At 57.3% G+C, this 13,757-nt stretch carries 13 protein-coding genes; 8 read left to right on the top strand and 5 right to left on the bottom strand.

Translation table 11 applies throughout. The annotated features are described in order from the left end of the window. The first annotated feature begins 120 nt into the window (after positions 1–120). The 5 genes from RZA33_RS15430 (at position 121) to gabT (ending at position 5,796) form a co-directional block, all read left to right on the top strand. Positions 121–1,299, top strand: a complete 1,179-nt coding sequence (locus RZA33_RS15430) for an acyl-CoA dehydrogenase (RefSeq protein WP_317508598.1) — start codon at positions 121–123, stop codon at positions 1,297–1,299. 24 nt (positions 1,300–1,323) lie between these two features. Beyond that, positions 1,324–2,538, top strand: a complete 1,215-nt coding sequence (locus tag RZA33_RS15425) for a CaiB/BaiF CoA-transferase family protein (RefSeq protein ID WP_317508597.1) — start codon at positions 1,324–1,326, stop codon at positions 2,536–2,538. 189 nt (positions 2,539–2,727) lie between these two features. Further along, entirely contained in the window at positions 2,728–3,531 is an 804-nt protein-coding gene (locus RZA33_RS15420; protein WP_317508596.1) for an EAL domain-containing protein, read from the top strand. Continuing rightward, the gene (locus RZA33_RS15415; protein ID WP_317508595.1) at positions 3,524–4,462 is read left to right on the top strand and encodes a sensor domain-containing diguanylate cyclase; all 939 of its coding nucleotides are present in this window, start codon (positions 3,524–3,526) and stop codon (positions 4,460–4,462) included. Before RZA33_RS15420 ends, RZA33_RS15415 begins: the two co-directional genes overlap by 8 nt. Before the next feature lie 56 nt (positions 4,463–4,518). Then, the gene (gene gabT / locus RZA33_RS15410; RefSeq protein ID WP_317508594.1) at positions 4,519–5,796 is read left to right on the top strand and encodes a 4-aminobutyrate--2-oxoglutarate transaminase; all 1,278 of its coding nucleotides are present in this window, start codon (positions 4,519–4,521) and stop codon (positions 5,794–5,796) included. Positions 5,797–5,868: 72 nt separating this feature from the next. On the opposite strand, the gene RZA33_RS15405 is transcribed toward gabT, so the two are convergent. From RZA33_RS15405 to RZA33_RS15390, 4 genes are all read right to left on the bottom strand, one after another. Continuing rightward, on the bottom strand, positions 5,869–6,120 hold the full coding sequence (locus RZA33_RS15405; RefSeq protein WP_317508593.1) for a YkoF family thiamine/hydroxymethylpyrimidine-binding protein: 252 nt from the start codon (positions 6,118–6,120) through the stop codon (positions 5,869–5,871). A 9-nt stretch (positions 6,121–6,129) separates the two neighbouring features. Next, on the bottom strand, positions 6,130–6,957 hold the full coding sequence (locus RZA33_RS15400; protein ID WP_317508592.1) for an alpha/beta hydrolase: 828 nt from the start codon (positions 6,955–6,957) through the stop codon (positions 6,130–6,132). Positions 6,958–7,066: 109 nt separating this feature from the next. Then, a complete protein-coding gene (gene dinB, locus RZA33_RS15395) occupies positions 7,067–8,113 on the bottom strand; it encodes a DNA polymerase IV (RefSeq protein ID WP_317508591.1) in 1,047 nt (348 codons plus the stop codon). A 43-nt stretch (positions 8,114–8,156) separates the two neighbouring features. Then, entirely contained in the window at positions 8,157–9,620 is a 1,464-nt protein-coding gene (locus tag RZA33_RS15390; RefSeq protein ID WP_317508590.1) for a protein adenylyltransferase SelO, read from the bottom strand. A 163-nt stretch (positions 9,621–9,783) separates the two neighbouring features. Between RZA33_RS15390 and RZA33_RS15385 the strand changes: the two genes are divergently transcribed. Then, the gene (locus RZA33_RS15385; protein ID WP_317508589.1) at positions 9,784–10,329 is read left to right on the top strand and encodes a DNA-3-methyladenine glycosylase; all 546 of its coding nucleotides are present in this window, start codon (positions 9,784–9,786) and stop codon (positions 10,327–10,329) included. Positions 10,330–10,343: 14 nt separating this feature from the next. Here the strand turns inward: RZA33_RS15385 and RZA33_RS15380 are convergent, their stop codons facing one another. After that, positions 10,344–11,201, bottom strand: a complete 858-nt coding sequence (locus tag RZA33_RS15380) for an NAD-dependent protein deacetylase (protein WP_317508588.1) — start codon at positions 11,199–11,201, stop codon at positions 10,344–10,346. Between the two features lie 106 nt (positions 11,202–11,307). Between RZA33_RS15380 and RZA33_RS15375 the strand changes: the two genes are divergently transcribed. Both RZA33_RS15375 and RZA33_RS15370 read left to right on the top strand, forming a co-directional pair. Continuing rightward, positions 11,308–12,480 (top strand): UbiH/UbiF/VisC/COQ6 family ubiquinone biosynthesis hydroxylase, encoded by a 1,173-nt coding sequence (locus RZA33_RS15375; protein ID WP_317508587.1) that lies wholly within the window; start codon positions 11,308–11,310, stop codon positions 12,478–12,480. Between the two features lie 75 nt (positions 12,481–12,555). Next, positions 12,556–13,749 (top strand): E22 family MetX-like putative esterase, encoded by a 1,194-nt coding sequence (locus RZA33_RS15370; RefSeq protein ID WP_317508586.1) that lies wholly within the window; start codon positions 12,556–12,558, stop codon positions 13,747–13,749. Positions 13,750–13,757 lie beyond the last annotated feature (8 nt).

The following is a 13,757-nucleotide window of genomic DNA, read 5'->3' as shown; positions in this document are numbered from 1 at the left end:
AAAACGGCGATACATTGCCGGTAAGCGACGCTGTATTTATTGTCGAATTTATTACCACCCGTCATTTATCGCTGTAGGCGCTACGCTAGTTGAGTGCCAACAAATCGAGGAATCCACGCCATGACGCATTTCAACTGGGACGACCCGCTACTTCTGGAACAACAGCTCACCGATGAAGAGCGCCAGATTCGCGATGCGGCCTACGATTACTGCCAGGAAAACCTTCAGCCCCGCGTACTCACCGCCTTTCGCGAAGAGCGCTTTGACCGCGAAATCATGACCGAAATGGGTGAACTGGGCCTGCTCGGCGCCACTGTTTCCCCCGAGTATGGCGGCGCAGGCGTTAACCACGTGGCCTACGGCCTAATTGCCCGTGAGGTTGAGCGCGTCGACTCCGGTTACCGCTCCGCCATGAGCGTGCAGTCATCGCTGGTGATGTACCCCATCGAGGCTTACGGCTCCGAAGAGCAAAAGCACAAGTACCTACCCAAATTGGCCAGCGGCGAGATGGTCGGCTGTTTTGGCTTGACCGAACCTGACCACGGCTCTGACCCAGGCAACATGATTACGCGCGCAGAAAAAGTCGACGGCGGCTACCGCTTGACCGGCGCCAAGATGTGGATCACCAACAGCCCGATTGCCGATATTGCGGTGGTCTGGGCGAAGTCAGCGGCTCACGACAATCAGATCAAAGGCTTTATCGTTGAGCGCGGCGTGGAAGGTTTTAGTACGCCCAAAATCGAGGGCAAAGTCTCGCTGCGCGCCTCGATTACCGGCGAAATCGTGCTGGAGAATGCCTTCGTTCCCGAGGAAAACCTGCTACCCAACGTAAGCGGCCTGAAAGGCCCGTTTGGCTGCCTCAATAAAGCCCGCTACGGCATCGCCTGGGGGGTAATGGGCACCTCTGAATTCTGCTGGCACGCGGCGCGCCAATACACCCTGGACCGCAAGCAGTTTGGCCGCCCGCTGGCGGCGAACCAACTGATTCAGAAAAAGCTCGCCGACATGCAGACCGAGATTACTCTCGGGCTACAGGCGGCGCTGCAGGTGGGCCGACTGATGGACAGCGGCAACTGGGCGCCGGAGATGGTCTCGTTGATCAAGCGCAATAACTGCGGCAAAGCGCTGGACATTGCCCGCCAGTCCCGCGATATGCACGGCGGCAACGGCGTTTCTGACGAATACGGCGTTATCCGTCACATGGTCAACCTGGAATCGGTGAACACCTACGAAGGCACCCACGATGTGCATGCGTTGATTCTGGGCCGCGCCCAGACCGGTATTCAGGCCTTCTTTTAACCGCCCCGGGAGCAGGAGCGCTGAATGAGCGAAGCACCCAAACCTCTGATTGGCATCAAAGTGCTGGATATCTCCCGCGTGCTGGCCGGCCCATGGTGTGGCCAGATGCTCGCCGACATGGGCGCCGATGTCATCAAGGTGGAACGCCCCGGTAGCGGCGATGACACTCGCCACTGGGGGCCGCCCTGGTTAGCAGGAACGGCCGAATCGGCTTACTACCTATGCGCCAACCGCGGCAAGCGTTCGGTGACCGTCGATATGGCCAAGCCCGAAGGTCAAGCGGTGATCAAGCAGCTCGTCGCCCAGTCCGACGTGTTGATAGAGAACTTTAAAGTCGGCGGCCTTAAACGCTACGGTTTGGATTACTTAAGCTTAAAGGCGCTGAATCCCAAGCTGATTTATTGCTCAATTACCGGCTTTGGCCAAGAGAGCCCTTACGCTCACCGCGCCGGTTATGACTTTATGATTCAAGCCATGGGCGGGATCATGAGCTTGACCGGCAAGCCCGACGATGAACCCGGTGGGGAACCGGTGAAAAGCGGCGTCGCCTTTACCGATATTTTCACCGGGCTGTACGCGGCCAACGCGATACTGGCAGCGCTATATCAACGCCGCGATAGCGGCGAGGGCTGCCATATCGACATGGCGCTGATGGATGTTCAGGTAGGCGTGCTGGCTAATCAAGCGCTGAACTACTTAACCTCGGGCAACGTGCCACAGCGGATGGGCAATGCCCACCCTAATATCGTGCCTTACCAGGCGTTTGCCACCCAGGATGGCCATATGATTGTGGCCGTCGGCAACGATGAGCAATTTAAGCGTTTCTGCACAGCGCTGTCTCTGCCATGGCTGGCTGACGACCCACGCTTTGCCACCAATGGCGCCCGAGTGAACCAGCGTGCGCTACTGGTTCCCCAACTGGAAGCGGCGCTGGCCCAGCGCAGCACCGAACACTGGCTGACCACTTTTGAGGCAGTCGGTGTGCCCTGCGGGCCGATCAACACCCTGGACCGCGTATTCGACGACCCTCACGTTAAAGCCCGCCGGCTCAAGCAGACCTTACCGCACGACCAAGCGGGCCAGGTGGACTTGGTTGCTAATCCGATCCGTTTCAATGGCGTACAGATGAGCGCCACTACCGCCCCCCCTCACTTAGGCCAACACACTGACAACGTATTAGCCGAGCTTGGCATCACCCAAGAACAGTGCGAAGCCCTGCGTAAAGCAGGTATTATCTAAGCTTGCTTGAAAGTGGCATCCCTATCATCTGCGCTATGCCAATGACCCGGTACACCGAACATGCTGTACAGCTCCTGTACATCGCGCCCGATTTACGTCTAAAATAGTGCTTATTCATTGAGCTGGCAATTTATATACGACTGACGCTGACTCATCCAGAGCAGACAAAGATCTTACACAGGAGTTGTAATGAGCCAGTGCGCGCGTGTTGATGGTAGCTGCAAACGCTGCGAAGGGAATCTGCCATTTGAATTCACCATGGCTTTTCAGCCGATCGTGGATATTGCTTTGGCGCAAGTGGTTACTTATGAAGCCTTAGTACGCGGCATTAATGGGGAATCCGCTTGGAGCGTCATTTCGCAAGTCACCGATGAGCTGCTCTATCGTTTTGACCAAGCTTGCCGGGTGAAGGCCATCGAAATGGCCAGTGCCCTGGATATGCAAACCGATCTCTCAATCAACTTCTTACCCAACGCCGTATATGAACCAGAAGCGTGCATTCAGGCAACGCTAGACGTTTCCAGACGCGTTGGCTGGCCAATGGATCGGCTGGTTTTTGAAATTACCGAAACAGAGCGCGTTCGCGACCGTCAGCACCTGTGCAATATTATCGATGCTTATCGCTCCATGGGCTTCAAAACCGCGCTGGATGATTTTGGCAATGGTTATGCCAACTTAGACCTATTAACCGACTTAACGCCCGATAAACTTAAGATTGACCGTGCGCTGGTAATGGACTGCGATAGCGATGTACGTCGTCAGGCGCTGTTAAACGCCATTATTACACTGGCGCAAGACCTCGACATGACGCTGATTGCTGAAGGCGTTGAAACCCGGCCAGAAGCGCTTTGGCTGGCCCGGGCAGGCATCGTATGCCAGCAAGGCTTCTACTTTGCCAGACCGGCGGTCAACTCGTTGGGCGATGATATTACTCCCCTACTCGCGGGGTTAAAAAGCGAAGCGGGCATAGCGTTAGGAAAAGCAGATGAATAACTTCAGCACTGAGCAAATCTATCAGCTATTTAACCGCTCAAAGCGTAATACGGAAAACGTTATTCGGGCCGCGCCTATTGGCATCTGTATTACCACCCCTTCGGGTCACTTTGAGATGGCCAACCCGGCTTACTGTGAACTGTGCGGTTACCCAGAAGAGGAGCTCTTGGGCCAGCATTTTACCATGGTCATCCCAGAGGCTTACAGGGATCGGTTGACGGCCCTGCACCAAGATTTTATGCAGGGCGGCAAATCCCAGGAGCAACGTCAAGAGTGGGAGATGCTGACCAAACATGGTCGGATTCATACCATTATTGTTGAATCAGCACGCATTGAAGGTGAAGACGGCAAGCCACGCAAAGTCACTTTTATTCTCGACATTACCCAGCGTAAACAGCTTGAAGAACGCCTAAAACAGGCCAATGAGCGCCTTGATCATCTCGCCCATCACGATGAGCTAACCGAGCTGCTCAACCGCCGTGCCGGTTTACAGCGTCTGGATGAAGAGATCAAACGCTGCGAACGATACGGCGGCACCTTCAGCATCGCCATGTACGACCTAGATGACTTCAAAACCATTAATGACCAGTATGGGCATAGCATCGGTGACATCGTTTTACAGCAGACAACCGCCTTGGTGAACCAAGTGCTGCGCGACACCGACCTGCAAATCCGTTTGGGCGGAGAAGAATTTCTGGTGATTATGCCGGGGGTAGACGCTGACGAAGCCTTGCGGGGTATGGAGCGCGTTCGTAAAGCGGTTGCACAAGCCTCTTTTACCGAGCATCACTTAACGGTTACTCTTTCATCTGGGATCGCCAGTTATGTCGAAGCGTCTGGCACACGACTGCTTGATCGTGCCGACAAAGCTATGTATCAAGCTAAGCAGGCGGGACGCAATCGGGTTGCCATTGTATCGTCGCCTATGTGAGCAACGCCATTGCGCGCTATGCTGAAAGTTCATCATTCATTAATAGGATTTAAGTCATGAGCAGCAATGCAGAATTAAACGAGCTGAAACACAAATACGTCGCTGCTGGCGCCGCCAGTCCCGCGACGGCCTTTGCCGATCGCGCTGAGAATGCTGAAGTATGGGATGCCGACGGCAATCGCTTTATCGACTTCGCGGGCGGCATCGGCGTTCTCAACGTGGGGCACCGCCACCCCAAAGTCGTCGCTGCCGTCAAGGCCCAGCTCGATAAGCTGATGCACACCTGCCAAACCGTGATGCCCTATGAAGGCTACGTCAAAGTGGCGGAAAAGCTCAGCCAGATCGTGCCGGTTCGTGGCCATGCCAAAGTCATGCTGGCAAACTCTGGCGCCGAAGCGCTGGAAAACGCGGTCAAGATTGCCCGCGCCGCCACCGGCCGTTCTAACGTCATTTGTTTTGATGGTGGCTACCACGGCCGGACCTTCTACACCATGGCCATGAACGGCAAAGTGGCGCCTTATCAGAGCGACTTCGGGCCGATGCCGGGCACCGTTTTCCGTGCACCCTACCCGGTGCCCTACCATGGTGTCAGCGAAGATGAAGCCATCCGCGGCTTGAAGATGGCGCTAAAAACCGACGCCAACCCCAAAGACACCGCCGCGATTGTGCTTGAGCCGGTACTCGGTGAAGGTGGTTTCTACCCGGCGTCAAAAAACTTTCTTGAGAAAGTCCGCGCCATTTGCGATGAACATGGCATTTTGATGATCATTGATGAGGTGCAGTCGGGCTTTGGCCGTACCGGCAAAATGTTTGCCATTGAGCACAGCGGCGTTGAGCCAGACATTATGACCATGGCCAAGAGTATGGCCGACGGCATGCCGATTTCTGCCATCGTGGGTACTGACAAGGTCATGGACGCGTCTGGCCCCAACTCGCTGGGCGGCACCTATACCGGCAGCCCGACCGCCTGCGCCGCCGCACTGGCGGTGATGGAAGTGTTCGAAGAGGAGAACATCCTTGAGAAGAGCCAGGCCCTGGGTGAGAAGCTGGCTCAGCGTTTCGGCGGTTGGGAAAGCAAGTTTGCCTGCGTTGATAATGGCCGCAATATGGGCGCCATGGCCGCCTTTGAACTGGTATCCGACAAAACCGAGCGGACGCCTAATCCTGAACTGGCCGCAGCGCTGTGCAAGAAAGCCCGTGAAGAAGGCTTGATCCTGCTCTCTTGCGGCATGTACGGCAACACCATCCGCTTCTTGATGCCCGTCACCATTCAAGACGACGTACTCAACGAAGGGCTGGATATCATCGAATCCTGCCTGGAATCGCTGATTTAAGTACGCGCTAGCCTAAGTACTAAAACGCCGCCGCCCTTCTGGGCGGCGGCGTTATTGTTTATAGCCTTATACTCACTCTTTCGGACGACGGTCCCCTTCCAGGAAATTCGCCGTAAATACCGCTTTACCATGGGTCTCAAACGACCACTTCATCACGTCGCTTATCGCCGCCATGACGGCGTCAAACTCACCAAACACCTGAGTACTCATACGGTTCGGGTGCACTTCCAGCCCCGTTGCCTCAAAGCGTTTTACTACCTCTTTGATGACCGGCTTAAAGTCATCGGCCAGTGGGTAGTAGCTAAGCTGTACGGAAAGATACATAACGCCTCCTTACGCTGTGTGTGAATGCTTACTGGCATTAGGCAAACGCTGCCAGGCAGCCAAAATAGCCGCCCGGGTCTCGTCAGGATGCTCCATCGGAAACATATGCGTACCGGGGACTTCACTCACTGTTAGCCCCTTGCGCCTTAGCCGCTTGATACGTGAGGCGGTCAGCAGATGCGACTCTTTGCCCGCCACCAACGCCAGCGGCACCCCCAAACGCTGAGGAAGGCGCGAGAGGTGATCGGGCAGATGGCGGAAAATTTCCACCTCAATGCGCGGATCAAAGATCAGCTCAGCACTGCCGTCATCTAACAAGCGTGTCCCTGCTTCAATGTAGTCGTTGAGCGCGTCCGGGGTAAAGCGACGAAAGAGCCCCCGGCGCCGTAAAGAACTGGCCATCGTTTCACGGCTCGGCCACACGGTGCGCCGCCCCAAGGTTTTACCGGCAGGCGTGATACGATCGATAAAGCCAAACCGCTTGGCGGCTTTCATTGCCCAGGCATCGGTGCCCAGCATCAAGGGTGGATCCAGCATAATCACCCCGCAGAAACGCTCGGGCTGCCTGTCGGCGGCCATGGCCATCAAGGTGCCACCCAGCGAATGACCAACGCCCAGCAGCGGTGTGTCGCTCTCTGGCAGGGAGTTCAGCAGTTCATCGACCAAGTTGCCCCAGTTGTGGTTAACCGGGTAGTCAGGATGATGGCCCAGGCAATTGATCGGATGCAGATCAAACGTCTCCGCCAGAGGATTAAGCAGGCTGCGATAGCTCAACCCTGGGAAACCGTTGGCATGAGCAAACACTAAACGGGGACGTGAAACGGCATCGGCAGACATAACGGGGCTCGTTGGTGGCCAAACAGAAAAAGAGCAGTTCGAACTATCATACGACTGTTTTAACGCACTCCTGGCGCGTGGTCAATCGGGCAAAGGGTTAACAGGCTAATTAAAACAGCGACAGCTGATGCTCCTGGCTATTCTCCGCCAGCCGATAGCCCACGCCCAACAGGCGCACCGGTCGCTCGCCCCGTGCCCAGCCAACGTTAAGCAGGGTTTCAAACTGCTCAAGGTTGGGCGCCGGGTCGGCGTGCTCGACAGTAGTTTGGGTAAAGTCGTTAAACTTCACTTTGACGATTAGGCCGCGCACCGGCAGGGGCGGGTCAAGCCGGGCGTAACGGCGCTCTAAATCATCGATCAGCGCCGGTAGCTCACGGCGGCAGGCGTCAAGGGTGGGCAAATCCTGAGCGTAGGTCTGCTCGGTGCTGATTGACTTGCGCTCGCGGTGGGTTTTCACCGGGCGCTCGTCCCTTCCCCAGCTTAGTTCGTGCAGCCGTCTTCCAAAACGACCAAAGTGCTCGACCAACTCGGTCAGCGGGCGAGTGCGTAAATCAGCGCAGGTGTGAATAGCCAGCCCGGCCATTTTTTCTGCCGTGCGGGGGCCAACGCCGTGGATTTTCTTCACCGGCAGTTGCTGGACAAAGCTATCGACTTTATCCGGCGTAATCACGCACAGGCCGTCGGGCTTGTTCCAGTCGCTGGCAATTTTGGCTAGAAACTTGTTGGGCGCGACACCCGCTGAAACAGTGATACCCACTTCACGGCTGACCCGTCCGCGGATGGCTTCGGCCATTAGCGTAGCGCTACCGTGATGCTGGGTGACCTCTGAGACATCCAAAAAAGCCTCATCCAGGGAGAGAGGCTCAATCAGCTCGGTCACTTCGCGATAAATCGCAAACACTTGCCGGGCAACCGTTTTGTATTTGGCCATATCACCGCGAATCAACGTCAAATGCGGGCAGCGCTTGAGCGCTTGGCTCATGGGCATCGCCGAGTGAATGCCAAACGCCCGTGCAGGGTAGTTGCAGGTTGCCACCACCCCGCGCTGCTCGACGCTGCCGCCAATGGCAATCGGGATATCCCGCAACGCGGGGCTATCGCGCATCTCCACCGCAGCGTAAAAACAGTCACAGTCGCAGTGAATGATTTTGCGCACTGGCTAGCCTTCCACCTGTAAAAAACCACAGTTTATCACAGCATCAGGTGCCGCAGAATGTTCTCAGCACCTGCTCACTTTCCGTGGCAGGCGCCGCTAAACGACGCGCCTCAGTTGAATCCTCAAACGGCTGGGTAACGACGTCCAGCAGTGTGTGGAACGGCGCAAAGTCACCATCGTAAGCGGCATCAATGACTTCCTGAACGCGGTGGTTGCGGGGAATAATGATCGGGTTGGCGTGGCGCATGGCAGCTAGGCGCTGGCTATCTTGACTGGCTACCTGCTCGGCCCGCCAGTTATCCAGCCACGCGGCTAACGCATCGGGCTGGGTGGTTAGCGACAGCAGCGCTTCGCGATGCTCGTCACTCAGCGAGGCAGCGTAGTGGGTCAGCGCATCAAACGTCGCGGTCATATCCATCCGCCCCTGCTGCATCTGGCTTTCCAACCCTTCCATTAGTGGCATTGCCTGGTCGCTCTCCTCCGCCAGGCCGAGTTTATTGGCGTGTAATCGGCGGCGCTCAGCAGCAAAAAACGGATCAAAGCGGCGAATGGCGTCAGTGGCCTGTTCCACCAGCGCATCGCCTTCTTCGCGCATCAGCGGCAGCAATGTTTCGGCAAAGCGCGCCAGGTTCCACTGGGCAATCGCGGGTTGGTTGGCAAACGCATAGCGCTTGCCCTGGTCAACCGAGCTGTACGCTTTTTGCGGGTCGAACTGCTCCATGAAGGCGCAGGGGCCGTAATCGATGGTTTCCCCAGCAATGCTGCAGTTGTCGGTATTCATCACGCCATGGATAAAGCCGATGCTCATCCAACGGGCAATCAATACGGCTTGGCGAGCAACCACGGCTTCCAGCAGCGCCATATAGGGGTCTTCTGCCGAGGCGGCTTCGGGGTAATGGCGCTCAATGACATGATCGGCCAACGCTTTGAGCAATGCTTCATCCCGCTGTGCAGCGGCAAACTGAAAGGTGCCTACGCGAATATGGCTGCTTGCCACGCGGGTAAAAACGGCGCCAGGCTCGGCCATTTGCCGGACCACGCGCTCGCCGCTCGCAACGGCCGCAAGGGCACGCGTAGTGGGAATCCCCATAGCAGCCATAAACTCGCTGACCAGATATTCACGCAGCACCGGTCCTAACGGCGAACGGCCATCGCCACCGCGGGAAAACGGCGTGCGGCCGCTGCCTTTTAGCTGCACATCACGGCGAACGCCATCCTGATCGATCACTTCACCCAGCAGCAGCGCACGACCATCACCCAGCTGCGGCACAAAGTTGCCGAACTGGTGGCCTGCGTAACCCATTGCGCCCGGCTTGGCATCCGGCATGGGTTGGTTGCCGCTAAACCACTGGGCCAGCGTTGCTGAGTCAGGTATCTCTTTTGCGCCCAGCTCTTCGGCAAGCGGGGCATTAAAGGCAATGAGCTCAGGGTCGGCCACGGGCGTTACTTGGGTGGCAACCCAAAGGGGTTCAGGTAACGTGGAATAGAGATGTTCAAATGACAGCACGTTTAACTCCGCGTCTATTGGCTTTCGTCAGCTAATACCCTAGCATTTTACTCAACTAAACGCCGAAGCGATATTGTCCAACATGCCAAGTGTTAACGAGCGCGTACTAACGCCGCTCCCAAGGAATTTTTATAACCGCGACACCCTTGTAGTGGCGAGAGACATGCTCGGCTGCTGGCTGGTGCGCGAACATAACGGCGAACGGATGGCTGCAAAGATTGTTGAGACAGAGGCCTATTGCGGCGCTGGAGACTCCGCTTGCCATGCCCACCGGCGTCGATCACCGCGCACCGAAGCGATGTTCGGGCCTGCTGGCCACGCCTATGTCTATCTCGTTTACGGCATGCACTGGCTACTGAACGTGGTGACTGAGTCGGAAGGCTCGCCCTGCGCGGTATTGATTCGTGCAGTGGAACCCACGACCAACGAGGCCGCCATGCGCGCCACCCGTCAAGCCGTGGGCAAACAACTCAGCAACGGCCCCGGCAAGCTCACGCGTGCCCTCAGTATTGATAAAGCCTTGTATGGCCATGATATGACTCAGGCTGGAAAGCTGTGGATTAGCCAAGCGACACATAACGCCGAAATTGCTGCTGGGGCTATTGCTAGCGGGCCACGCGTGGGTATTGATTACGCCCAGCCCGAGCACCGCGATGCCCCCTGGCGGCTTTGGTTGGAAGATAATCCGTGGGTATCGAAAGCGCGCTAGCGCTGATGAACTAGCTAAGCACCCTTTAAGCAGCTCACAACCTGTTCAAGTACCGGCGTTAACGGCGCACGCCACTGGTGGGTCAATAGCGCGTCAGCCCGTGTGACGCCAAGAGAGAGCGATGCAACAGGCAGGCCCATCCCATGCGCATCACGGCAGAAGCGGTAGCCGGAATAGACCATCAATGATGTCCCCACGGCCAGTACCGCCTCCGCATTCTGCAAGCCTGCCTGGGCGGCGAGCCGCCTTGCTGGCGGGACCACATCACCGTAATACACCACGTCCGGTTTGAGGATGCCGCCGCAGCGCGGGCAGTCGAACACCGTAAAGCCGGAAAAGTCGGTTTCCAGGTCGGCGTCGCCATCCGGCGCATGGCCTGCATCAAGCGCAGCAAAGCGTGGATTCAGCTGCGCCATTTCACTGTGCATGGCGTGGCGCATCATGTGGTAGCCGCAGCTCATACAGCTAACCGTATCGGCTCGGCCGTGCAGATCGATGACCTTTTTGGAGCCCGCCCGCTGGTGCAGGCGGTCGACGTTCTGAGTGACCAGCATTTCCACAAAGCCCATGCGTTCGAGCGCCGCAAGCGCCTGATGCGCCCCGCTGACCTGCGCCTCGCGCAGCGCCTTGAAGCCCACCAGCGCGCGAGCCCAGTAACGCTGGCGCACGGCATGCGAGCCCATGAAGTCGCCGTGCTGAACCGGTGGCGAGCGTTTCCACTGGCCATCGGCATCACGGTAGTCGGGAATGCCACTATCGGTACTCACGCCCGCACCGGTAATCACCCACAGCTTAGGGTAGCGCTGAATAAAATCAGCCAGTTCCTCACCCGCCTGGGTAGCGTTTTTTGCAATTTCCACGGCCTGCGTCAATAGTTCACCTCTAGGCAATGTGGTTATGAGTCAGTGATACTGTAGAACATCGGCGGGCCATGCAACGCGCCCTTCAACGGTTATTGTGCACCCAGGAGATACTCTTATGCAGCAGGACCATGACATTATTATTGTCGGTGGCGGCATGGTGGGCGCTGCGCTTGCTGCCCGCCTAGGCCACGCGGGCTTCTCGATTGGCCTGGTTGAGCGTGATGGCCCACCCACCGCGCCGAGTGGCGATTACGATCTGCGGATTTCATCGCTGAATGCGCGCTCTCTCGCGTTTATCAAAGCCAGCGGCACAGCGCTGCCCGAAGAACGCAGCTGCCCTTTTCGGCATATCGATGTTTTTAACCAGGATGGCTCAGGCCACTCGCTGTTTTCCGCTGAAGAAAGCGGCATGGAAGACTTCGGTATTTTCGTCGAAAACCTTACCCTGCAATACTCGCTCTGGCAGCGTTTGGAACAGCTGCCCAGCGTTACCTGTTACACCCATTGCGCGCCGTTGAGCACTATCGCCGCCACCTCTGCCCGCCTGTTGGAGCTGGATAACGGCAAAACCCTAAGCGCGCGGCTAATAGTGGGGGCCGACGGCGCGCAATCGACCCTGCGTGAGCTAGCGGGTATCAGCGTTAGCAGCTATGACTACCACCAGCGGGCGATGATCATTAACGTAGAAACCGAACTGCCCCAGCAGGATGTCAGCTGGCAATGTTTTACCCCTACCGGCCCGCTAGCCATGCTGCCGCTACCCGGCCAGCGCGCCTCCTTGGTGTGGTACGACAGCGACGGCGCCACCAAAGGCCGCGAACAGCTGGACGACGAAGCGCTCAAAACGGCCATTGAAACGGCCTTTCCTTCTCGCCTGGGCAAGCTCACCCGTATCGTCGCACGGGCCAGTTTCCCCATTAAGCGCCAGCATGCCCAGCGCTATATCGGCAAGCGCTTAGCGCTGATTGGCGACGCCGCCCACGTGGTGCACCCGCTGGCGGGCCAGGGGTTAAATATCGGCCTGCACGACGCCGACACACTCGCCGAGATCATTATCCAAGGCCGCGACCCAGGTGACTATGTCAACCTACTCCGCTTCGAGTGCCAACGCCGCGCGGCCAACCAAGCAATGATCGCTGCTACCGACAGCTTCCACCACCTGTTTACCGGCGCCAAACCGCTGCGCCAACTGGGTGATTTAAGCTTGCAGCTCGCCGAGCGCTTCCCGTTTGCCAAGCGAATGATGATGCAGCAAGCCAACGGGTTGAATCCGTTTAAAATGCGCTAGGGTCTACTACGCTGAGAGGGTGGCTGCGATAGCGGTCAAAAACAATCACAACAATCCCTCTCTTAAGGCAACCCAATGGCATCTACACGACAAACGCTATTAACGGCAACGCTCTGCTCGGGTCTTGGTCTTCTGCTGACTTTCCCTCTTTGGGCCTGGGATGGTGTCGTTGAGAAACAAACCTTCGAAATGGACAGTTTCACTACCCAAAGCGGCGAGACGATTCCCAACGTGACGGTGGGTTGGGAAGCCTATGGCGAGCTCAACGACGCCCGGGATAACGTCATTCTGATTACCCATTTCTTCTCAGGCACCAGCCATGCGGCGGGCCGTTATGAGGCAGATGGCGAGCCGCCCGGCTACTGGGATGCGATCATTGGCCCCGGCAAACCACTGGATACCGATGAGTACTTCATTATTTCATCGGATACCCTGGTAAACCTGAACGCCAATGACCCCAACGTCACCACCACGGGGCCCGCTTCCATCAACCCAGAAACCGACGAACCCTGGGGAATGGACTTCCCGGTCGTCACCATTCGTGATTTTGTAGAGGTCCAGCGCGAGCTGCTAGAGAGCCAAGGCATTGAATCGCTGCATGCGGTGATGGGAGCCTCAATGGGCGCCCTTCAGGCCATCGAGTGGGCCAGCGCCTACCCTGAGCGGGTCGAACGCCTTATCTCCGTGATTGGTGCCGGCGTTGCCGACCCCTGGCTGATAGCGACGCTGAGCGCCTGGGCAGCGCCGATTCAACTGGATGCCAACTGGAACGGGGGCAACTACTACGACGGCGAGCCGCCCACCGATGGTTTAAAAGAAGCGCTTAAGCTGGTGACGCTCAACGCCAACCACTGGCAGTGGGCCAACGAAACCTTTAACCGTGACTGGGCGGATGAAGCGCGCGACCCTGCCCAGGATATCGACGCCCGCTACGCGATCGAACAAACGCTGGATGATATCGCTGCCGCCCGTGCAAAAACGTCTGATGCCAACCATTTCCTATACTTGGTTCAAGCCAACCAAACCTTTGTGGCAGGCCACGGCGACTCTCTAGAAGCCGGGCTTGAAGCAATCGACGCCCCCACGCTGATGCTGTATAGCGAAAACGACCTCGTCTTCGCCCCCGAAGGCGTGCGCCGTACCGCCGAGTTGATTGAAGCTGACGGCACCGAGGTGACACTTGAAACTCTGGAAGGTAACCGAGGCCACCTGGATGGTGTGCTATCCATTGACCAGGCGAGTGATACGTTGCGTGAGTTTTTGCAGTAAGGGATTGA

Source organism: Halovibrio sp. HP20-59 (genome assembly GCF_033052795.2).
In the GTDB taxonomy this organism is placed as follows: Bacteria; Pseudomonadota; Gammaproteobacteria; order Pseudomonadales; family Halomonadaceae; genus Vreelandella.
Note: the sequence above shows the minus strand (reverse complement) of the source record. Positions and strands in the feature narration are given on the sequence as shown.

Excerpts from the sequence above, each read along its gene's own strand:
- RZA33_RS15430 (WP_317508598.1), top strand. The coding sequence starts at position 121 with ATGACGCATTTCAACTGGGACGACCCGCTACTTCTGGAACAACAGCTC.
- RZA33_RS15425 (WP_317508597.1), top strand. The coding sequence starts at position 1,324 with ATGAGCGAAGCACCCAAACCTCTGATTGGCATCAAAGTGCTGGATATC.
- RZA33_RS15420 (WP_317508596.1), top strand. The coding sequence starts at position 2,728 with ATGAGCCAGTGCGCGCGTGTTGATGGTAGCTGCAAACGCTGCGAAGGG.
- RZA33_RS15415 (WP_317508595.1), top strand. The coding sequence starts at position 3,524 with ATGAATAACTTCAGCACTGAGCAAATCTATCAGCTATTTAACCGCTCA.
- gabT (WP_317508594.1), top strand. The coding sequence starts at position 4,519 with ATGAGCAGCAATGCAGAATTAAACGAGCTGAAACACAAATACGTCGCT.
- RZA33_RS15405 (WP_317508593.1), bottom strand. The coding sequence starts at position 6,120 with ATGTATCTTTCCGTACAGCTTAGCTACTACCCACTGGCCGATGACTTT.
- RZA33_RS15400 (WP_317508592.1), bottom strand. The coding sequence starts at position 6,957 with ATGTCTGCCGATGCCGTTTCACGTCCCCGTTTAGTGTTTGCTCATGCC.
- RZA33_RS15385 (WP_317508589.1), top strand. The coding sequence starts at position 9,784 with ATGCTCGGCTGCTGGCTGGTGCGCGAACATAACGGCGAACGGATGGCT.
- RZA33_RS15375 (WP_317508587.1), top strand. The coding sequence starts at position 11,308 with ATGCAGCAGGACCATGACATTATTATTGTCGGTGGCGGCATGGTGGGC.
- RZA33_RS15370 (WP_317508586.1), top strand. The coding sequence starts at position 12,556 with ATGGCATCTACACGACAAACGCTATTAACGGCAACGCTCTGCTCGGGT.